This is a genomic window from Streptomyces katrae, from assembly GCF_000717655.1.
In the GTDB taxonomy this organism is placed as follows: domain Bacteria; phylum Actinomycetota; class Actinomycetes; order Streptomycetales; family Streptomycetaceae; genus Streptomyces; species Streptomyces katrae_B.
The window spans coordinates 38341-57932 of sequence record NZ_JNZY01000015.1; the positions used below are offsets into that span (position 1 = coordinate 38341).

17 protein-coding genes and 1 riboswitch are annotated in these 19592 nt (G+C 71.7%); of the genes, 16 read left to right on the forward strand and 1 reads right to left on the reverse strand.

The window, feature by feature from the left end; all coding sequences use genetic code 11:
* Positions 1-20: 20 nt before the first annotated feature.
* The 15 genes from IF09_RS0119695 to IF09_RS0119765 all read left to right on the forward strand — a co-directional run bounded on the left by IF09_RS0119695 (position 21) and on the right by IF09_RS0119765 (position 17141).
* Positions 21-1793, forward strand: a complete 1773-nt coding sequence (locus IF09_RS0119695; protein WP_030297453.1) for a DUF5941 domain-containing protein — start codon at positions 21-23, stop codon at positions 1791-1793.
* Positions 1790-2542 carry a sugar phosphate nucleotidyltransferase gene (locus IF09_RS0119700; protein ID WP_030297455.1) on the forward strand — a complete coding sequence of 251 codons (753 nt, stop codon included), beginning with the start codon at positions 1790-1792 and terminating at the stop codon, positions 2540-2542. Before IF09_RS0119695 ends, IF09_RS0119700 begins: the two co-directional genes overlap by 4 nt.
* Entirely contained in the window at positions 2530-3591 is a 1062-nt protein-coding gene (locus tag IF09_RS0119705) for an iron-containing alcohol dehydrogenase family protein (RefSeq protein WP_030297457.1), read from the forward strand. Before IF09_RS0119700 ends, IF09_RS0119705 begins: the two co-directional genes overlap by 13 nt.
* Positions 3569-4348, forward strand: coding sequence for a CDP-alcohol phosphatidyltransferase family protein (locus tag IF09_RS0119710; RefSeq protein WP_030297459.1), 780 nt, complete (start codon positions 3569-3571; stop codon positions 4346-4348). Before IF09_RS0119705 ends, IF09_RS0119710 begins: the two co-directional genes overlap by 23 nt.
* A gap of 8 nt (positions 4349-4356) precedes the next feature.
* Positions 4357-5238 carry a glycosyltransferase family 2 protein gene (locus tag IF09_RS0119715; protein ID WP_418953064.1) on the forward strand — a complete coding sequence of 294 codons (882 nt, stop codon included), beginning with the start codon at positions 4357-4359 and terminating at the stop codon, positions 5236-5238.
* Between the two features lie 129 nt (positions 5239-5367).
* Positions 5368-6303: an ABC transporter permease gene (locus IF09_RS0119720; protein WP_030297464.1), complete on the forward strand. Its 936-nt coding sequence runs from the start codon at positions 5368-5370 to the stop codon at positions 6301-6303.
* A complete protein-coding gene (locus tag IF09_RS0119725) occupies positions 6296-7078 on the forward strand; it encodes an ABC transporter ATP-binding protein (protein WP_030297465.1) in 783 nt (260 codons plus the stop codon). Before IF09_RS0119720 ends, IF09_RS0119725 begins: the two co-directional genes overlap by 8 nt.
* 326 nt (positions 7079-7404) lie before the next feature.
* The gene (gene hpnC, locus IF09_RS0119730) at positions 7405-8352 is read left to right on the forward strand and encodes a squalene synthase HpnC (RefSeq protein ID WP_078613349.1); all 948 of its coding nucleotides are present in this window, start codon (positions 7405-7407) and stop codon (positions 8350-8352) included.
* Positions 8349-9320 carry a presqualene diphosphate synthase HpnD gene (gene hpnD, locus IF09_RS0119735; RefSeq protein WP_418953061.1) on the forward strand — a complete coding sequence of 324 codons (972 nt, stop codon included), beginning with the start codon at positions 8349-8351 and terminating at the stop codon, positions 9318-9320. The genes hpnC and hpnD overlap by 4 nt, the downstream gene beginning before the upstream one ends.
* A gap of 106 nt (positions 9321-9426) precedes the next feature.
* Positions 9427-10806, forward strand: coding sequence for a hydroxysqualene dehydroxylase HpnE (gene hpnE, locus IF09_RS0119740; protein WP_030297472.1), 1380 nt, complete (start codon positions 9427-9429; stop codon positions 10804-10806).
* Between the two features lie 50 nt (positions 10807-10856).
* Positions 10857-11957, forward strand: coding sequence for a polyprenyl synthetase family protein (locus IF09_RS0119745; RefSeq protein WP_418953062.1), 1101 nt, complete (start codon positions 10857-10859; stop codon positions 11955-11957).
* A 117-nt stretch (positions 11958-12074) separates the two neighbouring features.
* Positions 12075-14033 carry a squalene--hopene cyclase gene (shc, locus tag IF09_RS0119750; protein ID WP_030297475.1) on the forward strand — a complete coding sequence of 653 codons (1959 nt, stop codon included), beginning with the start codon at positions 12075-12077 and terminating at the stop codon, positions 14031-14033.
* Positions 14033-14728: a 1-hydroxy-2-methyl-2-butenyl 4-diphosphate reductase gene (locus tag IF09_RS0119755; RefSeq protein WP_037635443.1), complete on the forward strand. Its 696-nt coding sequence runs from the start codon at positions 14033-14035 to the stop codon at positions 14726-14728. The genes shc and IF09_RS0119755 overlap by 1 nt, the downstream gene beginning before the upstream one ends.
* Before the next feature lie 5 nt (positions 14729-14733).
* Entirely contained in the window at positions 14734-15762 is a 1029-nt protein-coding gene (gene hpnH, locus IF09_RS0119760; protein ID WP_030297478.1) for an adenosyl-hopene transferase HpnH, read from the forward strand.
* On the forward strand, positions 15759-17141 hold the full coding sequence (locus IF09_RS0119765) for an aspartate aminotransferase family protein (protein WP_030297480.1): 1383 nt from the start codon (positions 15759-15761) through the stop codon (positions 17139-17141). The genes hpnH and IF09_RS0119765 overlap by 4 nt, the downstream gene beginning before the upstream one ends.
* 28 nt (positions 17142-17169) lie before the next feature.
* Here IF09_RS0119765 and IF09_RS0119770 read toward each other — a convergent pair whose 3' ends face one another.
* A complete protein-coding gene (locus IF09_RS0119770) occupies positions 17170-17988 on the reverse strand; it encodes a tyrosine-protein phosphatase (RefSeq protein ID WP_030297481.1) in 819 nt (272 codons plus the stop codon).
* 278 nt (positions 17989-18266) lie between these two features.
* A riboswitch (cyclic di-AMP (ydaO/yuaA leader) is annotated at positions 18267-18474 on the forward strand.
* A 4-nt stretch (positions 18475-18478) separates the two neighbouring features.
* Here IF09_RS0119770 and IF09_RS0119775 point away from each other — a divergent pair.
* On the forward strand, positions 18479-19477 hold the full coding sequence (locus tag IF09_RS0119775; RefSeq protein WP_030297482.1) for a M23 family metallopeptidase: 999 nt from the start codon (positions 18479-18481) through the stop codon (positions 19475-19477).
* The last annotated feature ends 115 nt before the right edge of the window (positions 19478-19592 follow it).

Here is a 19592-nt window from a genome sequence, read left to right on the forward strand (position 1 = left end):
GCTGCAAGGAGTGAGTTCGTCTGTCGACCGTCATCCTCACCGGCCTGCCGGTCCCCGGATCACCGCTCACGGACGAGCTGCGCTCCCTCGGCTTCGACGTCCGCCCGGCGGCCGGCCCTGAAGACACCGCCGCGGTGCTGGCCGGCGTACCCGCCGACCAGCGCGTCGCCGTCGTCGACAGCGCCTTCGTCGGGCACGTCCACGCGCTGCGGCTCGCGCTGACCGACCCGCGCTTCGACGCCTGCGCCGTGACCGGCGCCCTCGCCGTCCAGCCGGGCGCCCGTGCGGCCCTGGACAAGGCCGCGGCCCTCCCGGCGGAGGGCGACGGCCCGTACGCGGACCGGCTCGCCGCCGCCGTCGAGGCCGCCGGGACCACCGTCCAGCGCCCCGAGCTCGGCACCCTGGTCGCCGCCGTCCCCGCCACCGGGGCGGAGCGCGCCGCGGCGGACGCCGCCGTCGCCGCCGTCGACGACGAGGCCGTGCGCCTGCGCACCGCCGTGAAGTCCCGCGACGGGTTCTTCACCACCTTCTTCATCAGCCCGTACTCGCGCTACATCGCCCGCTGGTGCGCGCGCCGCGGTCTGACCCCGAACCAGGTCACCACCGCCTCCCTGATCACCGCGCTGATCGCGGCCGGCTGCGCCGCCACCGGCGAGCGCTGGGGCTACGTCGCCGCCGGCGTGCTCCTCCTCGTCTCCTTCGTCCTGGACTGCACGGACGGGCAGCTCGCCCGCTACTCGCTGCAGTACTCGACGATGGGCGCCTGGCTCGACGCGACCTTCGACCGCGCGAAGGAGTACTCCTTCTACGCGGGCCTCGCCCTCGGCGCGGCCAGGAACGGCGACGACGTCTGGGCCCTCGCGCTCGGCGCGATGATCCTCATGACCTGCCGCCATGTCGTGGACTTCTCCTTCAACGAGGCCAACCACGACGCCACGGCCAATACGAGCCCCACCGCGGCCCTGTCCGACAAGCTCGACAGCGTCGGCTGGACGGTCTGGGTCCGGCGGATGATCATCCTGCCGATCGGTGAGCGCTGGGCCATGATCGCGGTGCTCACCGCGGCCACCAGCCCCCGCATCGTGTTCTACGCCCTGCTCGTCGGCTGCGCCTTCGGCGCCCTCTACACCACCGCCGGCCGGGTGCTCCGCTCGCTGACCCGCAAGGCCAGGCGCACCGACCGGGCCGCCCAGGCGCTGGCCGACCTCGCCGACTCCGGCCCGCTGGCCTCGGTCGCCGCAGCGCTGGCCAAGGGACGTCCCGTCGCCCCGCTGCTGATGACCCTCGCCGGCACCGTGCTGATCGTCGGCGGCGCCCTGCGCAGCGGGTTCGGCGCGCCCTGGCTCGCCGGGACCGCGGTGTTCTACGCCATAGCCACCGGTGCGGCCGTCTCCCGCCCCCTCAAGGGGGCACTGGACTGGCTCGTCCCGCCGCTGCTGCGGTGCGCCGAGTACGTGACCGTCCTGGTGCTCGCTGTCAAGGCGGACGTCCCCGGAGCCCTTCCGGCTGCATTCGGACTGGTCGCGGCGGTCGCCTACCATCACTACGACACGGTCTACCGCATCCGCGGCGGCTCCGGCGCACCGCCGAGGTGGCTGGTGTGGACGATCGGCGGACATGAGGGCCGGGTCCTGCTGACCGTGGTCCTGGCCGCCGTCCTGCCCCGTGACGCGTTCCCCGTCGCGCTCACGGCCCTGGCCGTGTTCGTGGCACTCGTGGTGCTCGTGGAGAGCATCCGCTTCTGGGTCTCCTCCGGGGCACCCGCCGTACATGACGAAGGAGAACCAGCATGATCGGCCTTGTACTCGCTGCCGGTGCCGGACGCCGCCTGCGTCCCTACACCGACACCCTGCCCAAGGCCCTCGTGCCCGTCGGCCCCGAAGGCGACGAGGAAAGCCTGACCGTGCTGGACCTCACCCTCGGCAACTTCGCCGAGGTCGGCCTCACCGAGGTCGCGATCGTCGTCGGCTACCGCAAGGAAGCCGTCTACGCGCGCCGGGAGGCCCTGGAGGCCAAGTACGGCGTCAAGATCACGCTGATCGACAACGACAAGGCCGAGGAGTGGAACAACGCCTACTCCCTGTGGTGCGCGCGTGACGTCCTGAAGCAGGGCGTGATCCTCGCCAACGGCGACACCGTCCACCCGGTCTCCGTCGAGCGGACCCTGCTCGACGCCCGCGGCAACGGCCAGAAGATCATCCTCGCCCTCGACACGGTCAAGAACCTGGCCGACGAGGAGATGAAGGTCGTCGTCGACGGCGCCGAGGGCGTGCAGAAGATCACCAAGCTCATGGAGCCGTCCGACGCCACCGGCGAGTACATCGGCGTCACGCTCATCGAGCCGGAGGCCGCCGAGGCGCTGGCCGAGGCGCTGAAGACCACCTTCGAGCGCGACCCCGACCTGTACTACGAGGACGGCTACCAGCAGCTCGTCAACGACGGCTTCGTCATCGACGTGGCCCCCATCGGCGACGTCAAGTGGGTCGAGATCGACAACCACGACGACCTCGCCAAGGGCCGGACGATCGCATGCCAGTACTGACGAGGCTCATCCCCTCCCCGGTCGTCGTCGACATCACCCGCGGCGCCATGGACGACCTGGCCGGCCTCTTGGCCGACCAGCGGATCTCGGCGTCCGGGAAGCTGGCGATCGCGATCAGCGGCGGCTCCGGCCAGGTGCTGCGCACCAAGCTGGAACCCGTACTGCCGCACGCCGACTGGTACCCGGTCGTCGACGGCACCATCGATTCCGCCGTCAAGCTCGCCGACGACATAAAGGGCCGTCGCTACGACGCCGTCGTCGGCCTGGGCGGCGGCAAGATCATCGATGTGGCCAAGTACGCCGCGGCGCGGGTCGGGCTGCCCATGGTGGCCGTCGCCACCAACCTGGCCCACGACGGCATCTGCTCGCCGGTGGCCACGCTCGACAACGACAACGGCCGCGGCTCCTACGGCGTGCCCACGCCGATCGCGATGGTCATCGACCTCGACGTGATCCGCGACGCCCCGGTGCGGTTCGTCCGCTCCGGCATCGGCGACGCGCTCTCCAACATCTCGGCCATCGCCGACTGGGAGCTCTCGCACAAGATCACCGGGGAACCCGTGGACGGCCTGGCCGCCGCCATGGCCCGTACGGCCGGCGAGGCCGTCCTGCGCCACCCCGGCGGCTGCGGCGACGACGACTTCCTCACGGTCCTCGCCGAGTCCCTGGTGCTCACCGGCATCGCCATGTCGATCAGCGGCGACACCCGGCCGGCGTCCGGCGCCTGCCACGAGATCAGCCACGCCTTCGACCTGCTCTACCCCGGGCGCTCCGCGCTGCACGGCGAGCAGGTCGGCATCGGCGCCGCCTTCGCGATGTACCTGCGCGGCGCCAAGGAGCAGTCCGGGCTCTTCGTCGACTCGATGCGCCGCCACGGGCTGCCCGTGCTGCCCGCCGAGATCGGGTTCAGCGTGGACGAGTTCGTCGCGGCCGTCGAGTACGCCCCCCAGACCCGTCCGGGACGCTTCACGATCCTGGAGCACCTCAATCTGTCCGCAGCCGAGATCAGGGACGCTTACGCCGACTATGCCAAGACCATCCGTAGCTGAACTCCGGCCCGTCGTTCACCCGCCGGGCGTCAAGGACCGGCGCAGTGGCGAGCACTGGGGCGGTCGCCTGTACATGCGGGAGATCTCCCTGCGCATCACCCGCGTCCTGGTGAACACCAAGGTCACGCCCAACCAGCTGACCTACGTGATGACCCTCGCCGGTGTCCTGGCCGCCCCGGCGCTGCTCGTGCCGGGCATCTGGGGCGCCGTCCTCGGCGTGGTCTGCGTCCAGATGTACCTGCTGCTCGACTGCGTCGACGGCGAGGTCGCCCGCTGGAAGAAGCAGTTCTCGCTCTCCGGGGTCTACCTGGACCGGGTGGGCGCGTACCTCTGCGACGCAGCGGTCCTCGTCGGCTTCGGCCTGCGCGCCAGCGACCTGTGGGGCACCGGACGGATCGACTGGCTGTGGGCCTTCCTGGGCACCCTCGCGGCCCTCGGCGCCATCCTGATCAAGGCCGAGACCGACCTGGTCGGCGTCGCCCGCCACCAGACCGGCAAGGAGCCCGTCGCGGAAGCCGCCGCCGAGCCGCGCTCCTCCGGCATGGCGCTCGCCCGCCGGGCGGCGTCCGCGCTGAAGTTCCACCGGCTCGTCCTCGGCATCGAGGCCTCGCTGCTCATCCTGGTGCTGGCCGTCCTGGACCAGATGCGGGGCGACCTGTTCTTCTCCCGGCTCGGCGTCGCCGTGCTCGCCGGCATCGCCATGCTCCAGACGGTGCTGCACCTGGTGTCGATCCTGGCCTCCAGCAGGCTCAAGTGACGACGCCGATGCGGCTGGGCGCCGTGATCATCACCATGGGCAACCGGCCCGACGAGCTGAAGGCGCTCCTCGACTCGGTGGCCCGCCAGGAGGGCGACCCGATCGAGGTCGTCGTCGTGGGCCAGGGCGTCCGGGTCACCGGGCTGGCCGACCTGCCGCCGGGCGTACGCACCGTGGACCTGCCCGAGAACCTGGGCATCCCCGGCGGCCGCAACGTCGGCATCGAGGCCTTCGGCCCCGGCGGCCGCGAGGTCGACGCCCTGCTCTTCCTCGACGACGACGGGCTGCTGGAGCGCACCGACACCGCCGAGCTGTGCCGCCAGGCCTTCGCCGAGGACCCGAAGCTCGGGATCATCAGCTTCCGGATCGCCGATCCGGAATCCGGCGAGACCCAGCGCCGGCACGTGCCCCGGCTGCGCGCCGCGGACCCGATGCGCTCCTCCCGGGTGACCACCTTCCTGGGCGGCGCCAACGCCGTCCGCACGGAGGTGTTCGAGCAGGTCGGGGCGCTGCCGGACGAGTTCTTCTACGCGCACGAGGAGACCGATCTCGCCTGGCGGGCACTCGACGCAGGGTGGCTGATCGACTACCGGGCGGACATGGTGCTCCTGCATCCGACGACCGCCCCCTCCCGGCACGCGGTCTACCACCGTATGGTGGCCCGTAACCGGGTGTGGCTCGCCCGCCGTAACCTGCCTGCCCCGCTGGTACCGGTCTACCTGGGCGTCTGGCTCCTGCTGACGCTCCTGCGCAGACCGTCGGTGCCGGCGCTCAAGGCCTGGTTCGGTGGGTTCAAGGAGGGATGGACCACCCCCTGCGGCCCCCGGCGCCCCATGAAGTGGCGTACGGTCTGGCGGCTGACCCGGCTGGGCCGACCGCCTGTCATCTGACGCGCTCGCGTCTGAGAACATACGTGGTCACGGAACACGCGTGCCCCCGGAACATGCATGATCACGGGCCGAGCGCCCCAGGCCCGATGCCACCTTCTGCCGCATCTTGAAGACGGAAAGTTTCAACTTGTGAGTGACACAACCCAGGATGGCGCCCTCGCCACGAGCAAGCCGCCGTCCGAAGACGCGGGGCTGACCCCGGCGGAGCTCGCCAGGAAGTACGGCCTGTCCGTCAGCGGTGCCCGGCCGTCCCTGGTCGAGTACGTGCGGCAGCTCTGGGACCGGCGCCACTTCATCATGGCGTTCTCCCGGGCCAAGCTGATGGCCCAGTACAGCGAGGCCAGGCTCGGCCAGATCTGGCAGGTTGCGACCCCGCTGCTCAACGCGCTGGTGTACTACCTGATCTTCGGTCTGATCATGAACGCGGGCCGGGGCATGGAGAAGGGGGTCTACATCCCCTTCCTGGTGACGGGCATCTTCGTCTTCACCTTCACCCAGAGCTCGCTGATGGCGGGAGTCCGGGCCATCCCCGGCAACCTCGGCCTGGTCCGCGCGCTGCACTTCCCGCGCGCCTCCCTGCCGATCTCCTTCTCGATGCAGCAGCTCCAGCAGCTGCTGTACTCGATGATCGTGGTGCTGGTCGTCACGGTCGGCTTCGGCAACTACCCGAGGCTTTCGTGGCTGCTGGTCATCCCGACCCTGGCGCTCCAGTTCGTCTTCAACACCGGCCTCGCGCTGGTCTTCGGGCGGATGGGTTCCAAGACCCCCGACCTCGCGCAGCTGATGCCGTTCATCACGCGTACGTGGATGTACGCCTCGGGCGTCATGTTCTCGATCAGCGGGGCGCTCGAGGACAGGCACGTGCCCGCGTGGGTCACGGACGTGCTCCAGTGGAACCCGGCAGCGATCTACATGGACCTGGTCCGGTTCGCGCTGATCGACGACTACGGGCGGGAGAACCTGCCGCCGCACGTCTGGGCCTTCGCCGTCGGCTGGGCCGTCGTGATCGGCCTCGGCGGTTTCGTGTACTTCTGGAAGGCTGAGGAGCGTTACGGCCGTGGCTGAGATCAACCGGGGCAGCGTCCCCACCGTCATCGCCGACGACGTGCACATCGTCTACCGCGTCAACACCGGCAGCGCCGGCAAGGGCAGTGCCACTGCGGCGCTGAGCAAGATAATGCGCCGGGGCAAGGGCGATGCGCCGGGCGTCCGCCGGGTGCACGCCGTGCGCGGCGTCAGCTTCACCGCGTACCGCGGCGAGGCCATCGGCGTCATCGGCTCCAACGGCTCCGGCAAGTCCACCCTGCTGCGTGCCATCGCGGGCCTGCTGCCCTGCGAGTCCGGCAAGGTCTACACCGACGGCCAGCCCTCGCTGCTGGGTGTCAACGCCGCACTGATGAACGACCTCACCGGTGAGCGCAACGTGGTCCTCGGCGGTCTCGCGATGGGAATGAGCCGCGAGCAGATCCGGGAGCGGTACGACGACATCGTCGACTTCTCGGGCATCAACGACAAGGGCGATTTCATCTCCCTTCCGATGCGCACGTACTCCTCCGGTATGGCCGCGCGCCTCCGCTTTTCCATTGCGGCGGCGAAGGACCACGACGTTCTGATGATCGACGAGGCCCTGGCCACCGGTGACCGCAAGTTCCAGGTGCGTTCCGAGGACCGCATCCGCGAACTGCGCCAGCACGCCGGAACCGTTTTCCTGGTGAGCCACAACAACAAGTCCATCCGCGACACCTGCAGCCGTGTGCTGTGGCTGGAGAAGGGTGAACTGCTGATGGACGGGCCCACGGAGGAAGTCGTCTCGGCCTACGAGAAGGCGACCAGCGCCTGACCGTGCTCTTCGCCGGCCCCCGTCGCCCACAGCGGCGGGGGCTTCGGCATGTCCGGGAAGCCGGAAGCCGACATTCGGTAGCGGAGTGAATACCCGAGAGGCTGCCGCGGCGTTGTACAGCGTAAGCTGGAGCAGGCCTCAATCGCGGTCAGAGGGGACGATTCCCCGCAGGTGAACGGCCTGGGGTACCCCGGGGAAAGTCCGGCGGCGTGTCCGAAATAGGATGTATTGGGTCGGCAGTGTAGAACGGGAGATGTGACGGCAATGGCTACGGGAATTCTCCGGCCCCCAGGCATTACGGCCGTCTCCCGCGCGGGCGGCGGGCGGTGACCCGCGGGCACGGTATCCGGCCACGGCGGGACGCGGCCCCCACAGCCCTCGACGCCCACGCGCGCGCCACCCTCGGCAAGGCACGGACGGAGAACTTCCCCGTCGCCCCGTCCTTCCTCCCGCGCGCCTGGCGCGACGGCCTGACGGCGGTGTACGGGTACGCCCGCCTGGTCGACGACATCGGCGACGGCGACCTCGCCCCCGGCGGCCACGACGCCGTGCTCCTCGGCCTCGACCCGGCCGCGGCGGACGACCGGCTCGCGATGCTCGACGCCTTCGAGGCGGACCTGCGGCGCGTCTTCGGCGGCTCCGACGGCCCGCCGCGCCACCCCCTGCTGCAGGGCCTGCGGCCCGTGGTCCGCGCCCACGGCCTCACCCCGGAGCCCTTCCTCGGGCTCATCGAGGCCAACCGCCAGGACCAGCACGTCACGCGCTACGAGACGTACGGCGACCTGCTCGCGTACTGCGAGCTCTCCGCGAACCCGGTCGGCCGCCTCGTGCTGTCCCTCACCGGCACCAGCACCCCCGAGCGGATCCGCCGCTCCGACGCGATCTGCACCGCCCTGCAGATCGTCGAACACGTACAGGACGTCGCGGAAGACCTCGGCCGGGGCAGGATCTACCTCCCGGCCGAGGACATGCGCCGCTTCCACGTGGCCGAGGCCGACCTCAAGGCCCACCACGCCGGGGCGTCCGTACGGTCCCTGGTCGCGTTCGAAGCCGAACGCGCCCTCGGCCTCCTGAATGAAGGCACCCCGCTCGTGGGTAGCGTGCACGGCAGGCTCCGGCTGTTGCTCGCGGGCTTCGTGGGAGGAGGGCGTGCCGCCCTGCGAGCCGTCACCGCCGCCGGCTTCGACGTACTCCCCGGCCCGCCCAAGCCCACCAGGAGCGGCCTGCTCCGCGAGGTGGCCGCCGTCCTGCGCACAGCGCCGAGAAAGGGGTGAGCCCGACCGTGGAGGGTTCCACACACACGTCCGCACCGTCCGCACCGGTCCTGGCGGCCTACAGCTACTGCGAGGCCGTCACCGGTTCGCAGGCGCGCAACTTCGCGTACGGCATCCGGCTGCTGCCCTCCGACAAGCGGCAGGCGATGTCCGCGCTCTACGCCTTCTCCCGACGGGTCGACGACATCGGCGACGGCGCGCTGGCCCCCGAGGCCAAGCTCGTCCGGCTGGAGGAGACCCGCGCGCTGCTCGGCCGGATCCGGGCCGAAGAGATCGACGAGGACGACACCGACCCGGTCGCCGTGGCCCTCGCCCACGCGGCACGCCGCTTCCCGATCCCGCTCGGCGGCCTCGACGAGCTCATCGACGGCGTCCTGATGGACGTCCGCGGCGAGACGTACGAAACCTGGGACGACCTCAAGGCCTACTGCCGTTGCGTGGCCGGAGCCATCGGGCGGCTCTCGCTCGGCGTGTTCGGCACGGTGGACACCGCAGGCCCCGGCGCAGCCGACGCGGCGCGCGCCGACGAGTACGCCGACACCCTCGGCCTCGCCCTCCAGCTCACCAACATCCTGCGCGACGTCCGCGAGGACGCCGCCAACGGGCGCACCTACCTGCCCGCCGAGGACCTCGCCAAGTTCGGCTGCTCGGAGGGGTTCGGGAGCGACCGGATGCCCGCCGGGGCCGACTTCGCCGGGCTCGTCCACCACGAAGTCCGGCGCGCCCGCGCCCTGTTCGTCGAGGGCTACCGGCTGCTGCCCATGCTCGACCGGCGCAGCGGCGCCTGCGTCGCCGCCATGGCCGGCATCTACCGGCGCCTCCTCGACCGGATCGAGCGGGAGCCCGACGCGGTGCTCCGCGGCCGCGTCTCGCTGCCCACGCACGAGAAGGCGTACGTCGCCGTGCGCGGCCTGTCCGGCCTCGACGCGCGGACCATCTCGCGCCAGAGCACGCGGAGGCGCGCGTGACCCGGCCGATGCCCTCGCCCGCCGCGCCCGTCGCGGACGCAACCCCGGTCCGGGCGGCCGCGTCCCTCCGGGCGGGCACCGCAGGCCACGGCACCGGGGAGGGCTCATGAACGGCAGCGACAACCGCGCCGTCGTCATCGGCGGCGGCCTCGCCGGAGTGACGGCAGCCCTCGAACTCGCCGACGCGGGAGTGCAGGTCACCCTGCTCGAAGGCCGGCCACGGCTCGGCGGGCTGGCGTTCTCCTTCAAGCGCGGCGAGCTCACCGTCGACAACGGCCAGCACGTCTACCTGCGCTGCTGCACCGCCTACCGGTGGTTCCTCGACCGCGTCGAGGGCGCCGCCCTCGCACCGCTGCAGGACCGGCTCGACGTACCCGTGCTCGACGTCGCCCACCCCGGCGGACCGCGCCTGGGCCGGCTGCGCCGCACCGCCCTGCCCGTACCCCTGCACCTGGCGGGCTCCCTGGCCCGCTACCCGCACCTCTCGCTCGCCGAGCGCGTGAGCGTCGGCCGCGCCGCCCTCGCGCTGCGCCGGCTCGACCCCGCCGACCCGGCGCTGGACGGCCTGGACTTCGCGACCTGGCTCGGCCGGTACGGCCAGAGCCCGCGCACCATCGAGGCCCTGTGGGACCTCGTCGGCATCGCCACGCTCAACGCCACCGCCGGCCAGTCCTCGCTGGGCCTGGCCGCCATGGTCTTCAAGACCGGTCTGCTCTCCGAGAACGGCGCCGCCGACATCGGCTGGGCGTCGGTCCCGCTCGGCGACCTGCACGACACCCTCGCCCGCAAGCAGCTCGACGCCGCCGGCGTACGCACCGAACTGCGCACCCGCGTGACGTCCATCTCCCGTACGCAGGACGGGAACTGGCGCGTCGACACCGAGGGCGCGTCCCTCGGCGCGGGCACCGTCGTCCTCGCCGTCCCGCAGCGCGAGGCCCACGGACTGCTGCCGCCCGGCGCGCTCGCCGACCCGGACAAGCTGCTCGACATCGGCACCGCGCCCATCCTCAACGTCCACGTCGTCTACGACCGCAAGGTGCTCAAGCAGCCCTTCTTCGCCGCGCTCGGCTCCCCGGTCCAGTGGGTCTTCGACCGCACCGACGCCTCCGGGCTGCCCGACGGCGGCCAGTACCTGGCCCTGTCCCAGTCGGCAGCCCAGGACGACATCGACGAGCCCGTCTCGGTGCTGCGCACCAAGTACCTGCCCGAGCTGGAACGGCTGCTGCCGGCCGCGCGGGGCGCCAAGGTACGGGACTTCTTCGTCACCCGGGAGCGGACGGCCACGTTCGCCCCCAGCCCCGGCGTCGGCCGGCTGCGCCCCGGTGCGCGGACCGACACGCCGGGCCTCTACCTCGCCGGTGCGTGGACCGCCACCGGCTGGCCCGCGACCATGGAGGGCGCTGTCCGCAGTGGACTGAGCGCGGCGCACGCCGCGCTCGCCGCACTCGGCCGCCACCGGGAGCACCCCCTGCAGGAGGCGGCATGACGACCACCAGCACGACCGCAGCAGCACGTACAGGAACCAGAGGAGAGCCAGTGAACCCGGGGAACCCGGCTGTCGAGAACACGGATGCCGGCAACGGCGCAGCCGGAGGGGGCGTGGAGAAGGCGGACACGCTGGCACTCCTGGAGCGCGGCCGCGCGCTGTCGACCCCCGTGCTCCGCGCCGCGGTGGACCGGCTCGCGGCGCCCATGGACACCGTCGCCGCGTACCACTTCGGCTGGATCGACGCCCAGGGCAACGCGGCCGACGGCGACGGCGGCAAGGCCGTGCGCCCCGCCCTCGCGCTGCTCTCCGCCGAAGCCGCGGGAGCCGCGGCCGAGGTCGGCATCCCCGGCGCGGTCGCCGTCGAGCTCGTCCACAACTTCTCGCTGCTGCACGACGACCTGATGGACGGCGACGAGCAGCGCCGCCACCGCGACACGGTGTGGAAGGTGCACGGCCCGGCCCTCGCGATCCTGGTCGGCGACGCACTGTTCGCCCTCGCCAACGAGGTCCTGCTGGAACTCGGCACCGTCGAGGCGGGCCGCGCCGCGCGCCGGCTGACCACCGCCAGCCGCAAGCTCATCGACGGCCAGGCCCAGGACATCTCCTACGAGCACCGCGAGCGCGTCAGCGTCGAGGAGTGCCTGGAGATGGAGGGCAACAAGACCGGCGCCCTGCTCGCCTGCGCGGTCTCCATCGGCGCCGTCCTCGGCGGCGCGGATGACCGTACGGCCGACAAGCTGGAGGAGTACGGCTACCACCTCGGCCTCGCCTTCCAGGCCGTCGACGACCTCCTCGGCATCTGGGGCGACCCGGAGTCCACCGGCAAGCAGACCTGGAGCGACCTGCGCCAGCGCAAGAAGTCCCTGCCGGTCGTCGCCGCCCTCGCCGCGGGCGGACCCGCGTGCGAGGAGCTCGCGAAGCTGCTCGCCGCCGACGCCAAGAGCAACGATTTCGAGAACTTCTCGGAGGAGGAGTTCGCGGCCCGCGCCGCGCTCATCGAGGCCGCGGGCGGGCGCGAGTGGACCGCCGAGGAGGCGCGGCGCCAGCACGCGATCGCCATCCGGGCGCTGGACGACGTGGACATGCCGCAGCGGGTGCGCGAACAGCTCGTCGCCCTCGCCGACTTCGTCGTCGTGCGCAAGAGGTGATCGCCACCCGAGCAGGGATATGACTCGCGAGTCGCCGGCCGGCGCCCGCTGACAGCAGCGCCCGGCCGACGGCATACCCCAGCACAGCAGAGGACAACTGCCACGTAAGGGGAAGCCATGACAGCGACGACCGACGGCGCCGGTACCCTCGGCGCCGACCCGGGTTCCACCACGCCGGACACGGTGCAGGGTGCGCAGGAGGCCGCTGCGCGGGCCACCCGGCACCTGCTGGCGCGCCAGGACGCGGCCGGGTGGTGGAAGGGCGACCTGGAGACCAACGTCACCATGGACGCCGAGGACCTGCTGCTGCGGCAGTTCCTCGGGATCCGCGACGAGGCGACCACACAGGCCGCCGCCCTCTTCATCCGGGGCGAGCAGCGCGAGGACGGCACCTGGGCCACCTTCCACGGCGGACCGCCCGAACTCTCCGCCACCATCGAGGCGTACGTCGCCCTGCGGCTCGCCGGCGATGCGCCCGACGCCCCGCACATGGCCCGCGCCTCGGCCTGGGTCCGGGCCCACGGCGGGATCGCCGCCGCCCGCGTCTTCACCCGGATCTGGCTGGCCCTGTTCGGCTGGTGGAGCTGGGACCACCTGCCCGAACTCCCGCCCGAGCTGGTCTTCCTGCCGCCGTGGGTGCCGCTGAACATCTACGACTTCGGCTGCTGGGCCCGCCAGACCATCGTGCCGCTGACCGTGGTCTCCGCCAAGCGCCCCGTCCGCCCTGCCCCGTTCGCACTCGACGAGCTCCACACCGATGCGCGCCGGCCGTATCCCCCCGTCAACCGCCCGGCCCCGCTCATGAGTTGGGAGGGCGTGTTCCAGCGGATGGACAAGGCCCTGCACGTCTACCGGCGGTTCGCCCCGCGCCGGCTGCGCAAGGCCGCGATGGACACCGCCGCCCGCTGGATCATCGAACGCCAGGAGAACGACGGCTGCTGGGGCGGGATCCAGCCGCCCGCCGTGTACTCCGTCATCGCCCTGCACCTGCTCGGCTACGACCTCGCGCACCCGGTGATGCGGGCCGGCCTGGAGTCCCTGGACCGGTTCGCGGTGTGGCGCGAGGACGGCGCCCGGATGGTCGAAGCCTGCCAGTCCCCGGTCTGGGACACCTGCCTCGCCGCCATCGCCCTGGCCGACGCGGGCCTCGCGCCCGACCACCCCGCCCTGGTGAAGGCCGCCGACTGGATGCTCGGCGAGGAGATCGTCCGCACCGGCGACTGGGCGGTCCGCAGGCCCGGACTCGCCCCCGGCGGCTGGGCGTTCGAGTTCCACAACGACACCTACCCCGACATCGACGACACCGCCGAGGTGGTCCTCGCCCTGCGCCGGATCCGGCACCCGGAGCCGGCCAGGGTGGAGGCGGCCATCGCCCGCGGGGTCTCCTGGAACCTCGGCATGCAGTCCGGGAACGGGGCCTGGGGCGCCTTCGACGCCGACAACACCAGTCCCTTACCGAACCGGCTGCCGTTCTGCGACTTCGGCGAGGTCATCGACCCGCCGTCGGCCGACGTCACCGCCCACGTGGTGGAGATGCTCGCCGTCGAGGGCAAGGCCGCCGATCCGCGGACCCGGCGCGGCATCGCCTGGCTGCTCGCCGAACAGGAGCCCGGCGGCGCCTGGTTCGGCCGCTGGGGCACCAACTACGTGTACGGCACCGGGTCGGTGGTCCCGGCCCTGACGGCCGCGGGCTTCGCCCCGGGGCATCCCGCGATCCGGCGGGCCGTGCGCTGGCTGGAATCCGTACAGAACGAGGACGGCGGGTGGGGAGAGGACCAGCGCTCCTACAAGGACCCGGAGTGGGCCGGGAAGGGGGCCTCGACCGCCTCGCAGACCGCCTGGGCGCTCATGGCGCTGCTCTCGGCGGGGGAGCGGGACGGCAAGGCCGTCGAGCGCGGCATCGGGTACCTGGTGGAGACCCAGCGCGAGGACGGCTCCTGGGACGAGCCGTACTTCACCGGCACCGGCTTCCCCTGGGACTTCTCCATCAACTACCACCTGTACCGGCAGGTGTTCCCGCTCACCGCGCTCGGCCGCTACCTGTACGGAGAACCGTTCGCGCCCGGGGAGGCCTGATGGCCGCCGCCGACCGGGCCGACGGGCCCGCGCCGCCGCCCGCCGAACCGCACGCCCCGCTGCTGGTCGCCTGCGCGCTGCGCATCGAGCAGGCGGCGCTGCGCAGCGGCGGCGGCCGCGGGGCGGCCCGCCCCGAACCGGGCTACGCCGTGCTGCGTACGGGCATGGGTCCGCGCGCCGCCGAGCGGGCCGTCGGCCGGGCGCTCGCCGAGCCGGGGCTGCGCCGGGCCCCCGTGCTCGCCACCGGGTTCTGCGCCGGGCTGGTCCCCGGCATGAGCCCCGGCGACCTGGTCGTCGCCGAGGAGACCCGGGATCCGCGGGGCACCGTCGGCTGCGCCGGCACCGCCCTGCTCGCCGAGGCACTGGCCCGGGCCGCTCCCGGCCGGACCGTGCACACCGGCGCACTGACCGGATCCGACCATGTCGTCCGGGGCCAGGAACGCGCCCAGCTGCGCGCCACCGGCGCCGTCGCGGTCGACATGGAGTCCGCGGCCACCCTGTGGACGGCCACCCGGGCCGCCGCTGATGGCTGGAACCGTCCGGTTGCGGCCGTCCGGGTGATCGTGGACGCTCCGGAGCACGAGCTCGTCCGTATCGGCACGTTCCGCGGTGGAATATCGGCCTTCCGCGTACTGCGTGCCCTACTGCCCGCGTTTCATGACTGGCACCGTTCTTTGCTGCTCCCCAGGAGGTGAGCCAGATGGCCATGCCACTGCGACAGTCCATCAGGGTCGGGACGTATCTTCTCGAACAGAAGCTCCGCAAGCGTGAGAAGTTCCCGCTGATCGTCGAGCTGGAACCGCTCTACGCCTGCAACCTGGCCTGTGAGGGGTGCGGGAAGATCCAGCACCCGGCCGGCGTGCTCAAGCAGCGCATGCCGGTCGCCCAGGCCGTCGGCGCCGTCCTGGAGTCGGGCGCGCCCATGGTGTCCATCGCGGGCGGCGAGCCCCTGATGCACCCGCAGATCCACGAGATCGTGCGTCAGTTGGTGGCCAAGCGGAAGTACGTCTTCCTGTGCACCAACGCGATGCTGCTGCGCAAGAAGATCGAGAAGTTCACCCCGTCCCCGTACTTCGCCTTCGCCGTGCACATCGACGGGCTGCGCGAACGGCACGACGAGTCGGTCGCCAAGGAGGGCGTCTTCGACGAGGCGGTCGCCGCCATCAAGGAGGCGAAGCGCCGCGGGTTCCGGGTCACCACCAACTCCACCTTCTTCAACACCGACACTCCGCAGACGATCATCGAGGTGCTCAACTACCTCAATGACGACCTCAAGGTCGACGAAATGATGATCTCGCCCGCCTACGCCTACGAAAAGGCGCCCGACCAGGAGCACTTCCTGGGCGTCGAACAGACCAGGGAACTCTTCAAGAAGGCCTTCGCCGGTGGAAACCGGGGACGCTGGCGGCTCAACCACTCCCCTCTCTTCCTCGACTTCCTGGAAGGCAAGGTCGATTTCCCCTGCACCGCCTGGGCCATTCCCAATTACTCCCTCTTCGGCTGGCAGCGCCCCTGCTACCTGATGAGCGACGGCTACGTGCCGACGTACCGGGAACTGATCGAGGAGACCGACTGGAGCAAGTACGGCCGCGGAAAGGACCCGCGCTGCGCGAATTGCATGGCGCACTGCGGCTACGAGCCCACCGCCGTACTCGCCACCATGGGCTCCCTGAAGGAGTCCCTGCGTGCGGCCCGGGAGACCGTCTCGGGGAACCGGGAGAAGAAGTGACCGGGTTCGACCTCCGCGCCCTGCTGGACGAGCGGGGCGGGGAACGGTACGAACTGCACGCCAAGCACCTCAACCACCAGCTGCCGCGGATGCTGCACACGATCGGTTTCGACAAGGTCTACGTACGGGCCGAGGGCGCGCACTTCTGGGACGCCGACGGGAACGACTACCTGGACATGCTGGCCGGGTTCGGCGTCATGGGCCTGGGCCGCCACCACCCGGTGGTCCGCCGGGCCCTGCACGACGTCCTGGACGCGCAGCTCGCCGACCTGACCCGGTTCGACTGCCAGCCGCTGCCGGGGCTGCTGGCGGAGAAGCTGCTGACGTACAGCCCGCACCTGGACCGGGTCTTCTTCGGCAACAGCGGCACCGAGGCCGTGGAGACCGCCCTGAAGTTCGCCCGGTACGCCACCGGGCGACCGAGGGTCCTCTACTGCGACCACGCCTTCCACGGGCTGACCACGGGTTCGCTCTCGGTCAACGGGGAGGGGGGGTTCCGGGACGGCTTCGCGCCGCTGCTGCCCGATACGAAGATCGCGCTGGGGGACCTGGCCGCCCTGGAGCGGGAGCTGAAGCGGGGCGACGTCGCGGCCTTCGTCGTCGAGCCGGTCCAGGGCAAGGGCGTGCTCGCGGCCCCGCCCGGGTTCCTGCTCGCGGCGCAGGAGCTGCTGCACCGGCACAAGGCGTTGCTGATCGCGGACGAGGTGCAGACGGGGCTCGGCCGGACGGGCGATTTCTACGCGTACCAGAACGAGCCGGGCGTGGAGCCGGACCTGGTGTGCGTGGCCAAGGCCCTTTCGGGCGGCTATGTGCCGGTCGGAGCGACCCTGGGCAAGGAATGGATCTTCCGGAAGGTCTATTCGTCCATGGACCGGGTGCTGGTGCACTCCGCCAGCTTCGGGTCCAACGCGCAGGCGATGGCCGCCGGGCTGGCGGTGCTCTCCGTCATGGAGGACGAGTCGGTGGTCGCCAACGCCCGCGCGATGGGCGACCGGCTGCGCGGGCGGCTCGCGGCGCTCGTGGACGAGTACGAGCTGCTCCACGAGGTACGGGGGCGCGGCCTGATGATCGGCATCGAGTTCGGGCGGCCGTCCTCGCTGGGGCTGCGCAGCCGGTGGGCCATGCTCCAGGCGGCCCGCAAGGGGCTCTTCGCACAGATGGTCGTGGTGCCGCTGCTGCAGAAGCACCGGATCCTGACGCAGGTCTCCGGCGACCATCTGGAGGTCATCAAGCTCATCCCGCCGCTGATCGTGGACGAGGGTGACGTCGACCGGTTCGTCGGCGCCTTCCGCGCGGTCATGGACGAGGCGCACGGCGGGGGCGCCCTGATGTGGGACTTCGGCAGGACGCTGGTGAAGCAGGCCGTCGCCGGCGGCTGACGGCCTGCTCCACGGCCGGTTCGGGCCGTCAGTCGAGCAGCTGCTCCCGCAGCCGGCCGAGGGTCTCGGGCGCGAGTCCGAGGCCCTCGGCGAGGTACCGGTCGACCCCGCCCCAGTGCTCGTCGATGGTGTCGAAGGCGGCCGTGAGGTATTCGGCGCGGGCGTCGAAGAGCGGCGCGAGCAGCTCCATCACCTCGGGGGAACGGGCCTCGGGGGCGTCGCTGGTCCGGCGTACCCGGTAGCGGCGGTGCGGAGCGTTGGACTCCAGGTAGTCCGCCACGATCGCCTCGCGCTCGACGCCCAGCGCGAGCAGGGTGACGGCGATCGAAAGGCCGGCCCGGTCCTTGCCGGCCGCGCAGTGCATGAGCGCCGGAATGCTGTCCTCGGCGAGGGCGCGCACGACCCGGCCGTGCTCGGCGGTGCGGTGCTCGACCATCGAGCGGTACGAGTCGGTCATCCGGGCGGCACCCTTCCCCTCGCCCAGGATTCCGCGGAGCTGTTCGAGGTCGCCGGCGCGAACCATCTTCCAGAATTCGCTCCCGGCGGCCGGATCCGACAGCGGGATGTTGACGTTCCGCACGCCGGGAAGCTCGACGTCGAGTCCCTCCAAGGCGTGGTCGGCGCCGTTGCGGAAGTCGAAAATCGTGTGGAGGCCGAGCGATGCGAGGAATTCTGCATCGGTTTCGGTGGCATGTGCCAGATGTCCGCTACGGAACAGTTTTCCCGGCTTGACTCTCCGCCCGTCGACCGTCGGCAAGCCGCCCACGTCACGGAAGTTGCGCACTCCGGCCAGCTCGGGCTCCGGCACGGGCTCCGTCCGCGGGGGCTGGGGTATCTGCTGGGTCACGGGAACTCCTCCGCGTCGTCGTGGGATGTCCGAATTAAGCTGCTTGAGACCAACTTGCCGTAGCGGGAGGCGAGATCGGGCGCAGCCCCGTGAGCCAGATCATACGGTGACCGTGAGTGCCTGATCGCCGAAGTCGAATGGCCCGGCCGGAGCGGTTGTTGGCGGCCGGTAATGGACGCAGGGTGACCGGAATTCCCTCGAACTCCCGGGTCTGTGAATCCGTCGGAAAATTCGCGGCTTGTTCGGGGTGGCTCAACTCGATTACCTTCGCGATCGATCCGGATGGACCGCCGAATCCTGCCGCCGTCCGGAAACCGCACCCGACTATTCACGCGCGCGGCAGGAGCGGGGGAACCAGGTAAGCCGCTGTTCCCGATCTTTGTATCGGCGCAGCTCGGGGTGAAGCCGTGCATGTTCCGTTCATGTGCTGCCGGACATCTCCAGTCCGAACCCGACAGCTCACCTCGCAGGCGACGGAGAGGAATTCGCCATGCCTGCAAAGGGTAAGCACCGCCGTCCCAAGTCCCGTTCCGTGGCGCGCGGCTTCGCCGTCGCAGGCACCGGTGGTGCGGCCCTCGCGCTGCCGCTGCTGGGTGCCGCCGGCGCCCATGCGGCCGGCGCCCCGGCCGCCGCCCCCGCATCGGCTCCCGTGCAGGCCCCGCAGGTTCCGGCGGCGCCGCAGGCCGCGCCCGCCGCTGCCGCGCAGTCCGCGCCGGCCGTCTACACGGTCGTGCCGGGCGACTGCCTCTCCAAGATCGCCTACGACCGCCACCTCTCGGGCGGCTGGCAGCAGCTGTACGCCGACAACCGCGAGGCCGTGGGCACCGACCCGTCGCTGATCCACCCCGGGCTGAAGCTGACCCTCGGTGCGCGGGGCGAGGCGGCGCCGGCCGCGCAGGCTCCGGCCCGGGAGTCCGCTCCGGCCCCGGCGAAGAAGTCCTCGGTCCCGGACTCGGCCCCGTCCTCCGCCGGCAAGGGCTCCGCGGACGCCGCACCGGCCCCCGCCGCCCCCGCGGCCGCGGCCGCCGCCGCGCCCGCCAAGAAGAGCACGGCCGCCAAGTCCGCCGCCGGTACGGTCACGGCCGCCGGCTTCGTCGCCCCCGTCGGCGGCGGGGTATCGACCCAGTACAAGACCCCCGGCGCCATGTGGTCCAGCGGCTACCACACCGGTGTCGACTTCATCGCGAGCTCCGGCACCACCGTCCGGGCCGTGGGCGCGGGCACCGTGGTCTCCGCCGGCTGGGCCGGCGCGTACGGCAACGAGGTCGTCATCCGGCACGCGGACGGCAAGTACTCCCAGTACGGCCACCTGTCCCAGCTCTCCGTCTCGGCCGGCCAGAGCGTCACCGGCGGCCAGACCATCGGCCTCTCCGGCTCCACCGGCAACTCGACCGGCCCGCACCTGCACTTCGAGATCCGCACCGGCCCGTCCTACGGCTCGGACATCGACCCGCTGGCCTACCTCCGCACCAAGGGTGTGAGCATCTGACGGCTCCCGCCGCCGGAGAGAGGCAGCCGGACTCGTGAGGCCGGGACCCGAGGGGGGTCCCGGCCTCACGCCCTGTTATTCCGCACCGACCAGGTGGTATAGATCACGGACCGTC

Coding starts and splice junctions, on each gene's coding strand:
- IF09_RS0119715 (WP_418953064.1), top strand. CDS start 4,357: ATGCGGCTGGGCGCCGTGATCATCACCATGGGCAACCGGCCCGACGAG.
- shc (WP_030297475.1), top strand. CDS start 12,075: ATGACAGCGACGACCGACGGCGCCGGTACCCTCGGCGCCGACCCGGGT.
- IF09_RS0119775 (WP_030297482.1), top strand. CDS start 18,479: ATGCCTGCAAAGGGTAAGCACCGCCGTCCCAAGTCCCGTTCCGTGGCG.
- hpnH (WP_030297478.1), top strand. CDS start 14,734: ATGGCCATGCCACTGCGACAGTCCATCAGGGTCGGGACGTATCTTCTC.
- hpnE (WP_030297472.1), top strand. CDS start 9,427: ATGAACGGCAGCGACAACCGCGCCGTCGTCATCGGCGGCGGCCTCGCC.
- IF09_RS0119755 (WP_037635443.1), top strand. CDS start 14,033: ATGGCCGCCGCCGACCGGGCCGACGGGCCCGCGCCGCCGCCCGCCGAA.
- IF09_RS0119700 (WP_030297455.1), top strand. CDS start 1,790: ATGATCGGCCTTGTACTCGCTGCCGGTGCCGGACGCCGCCTGCGTCCC.
- IF09_RS0119710 (WP_030297459.1), top strand. CDS start 3,569: ATGCCAAGACCATCCGTAGCTGAACTCCGGCCCGTCGTTCACCCGCCG.
- IF09_RS0119705 (WP_030297457.1), top strand. CDS start 2,530: ATGCCAGTACTGACGAGGCTCATCCCCTCCCCGGTCGTCGTCGACATC.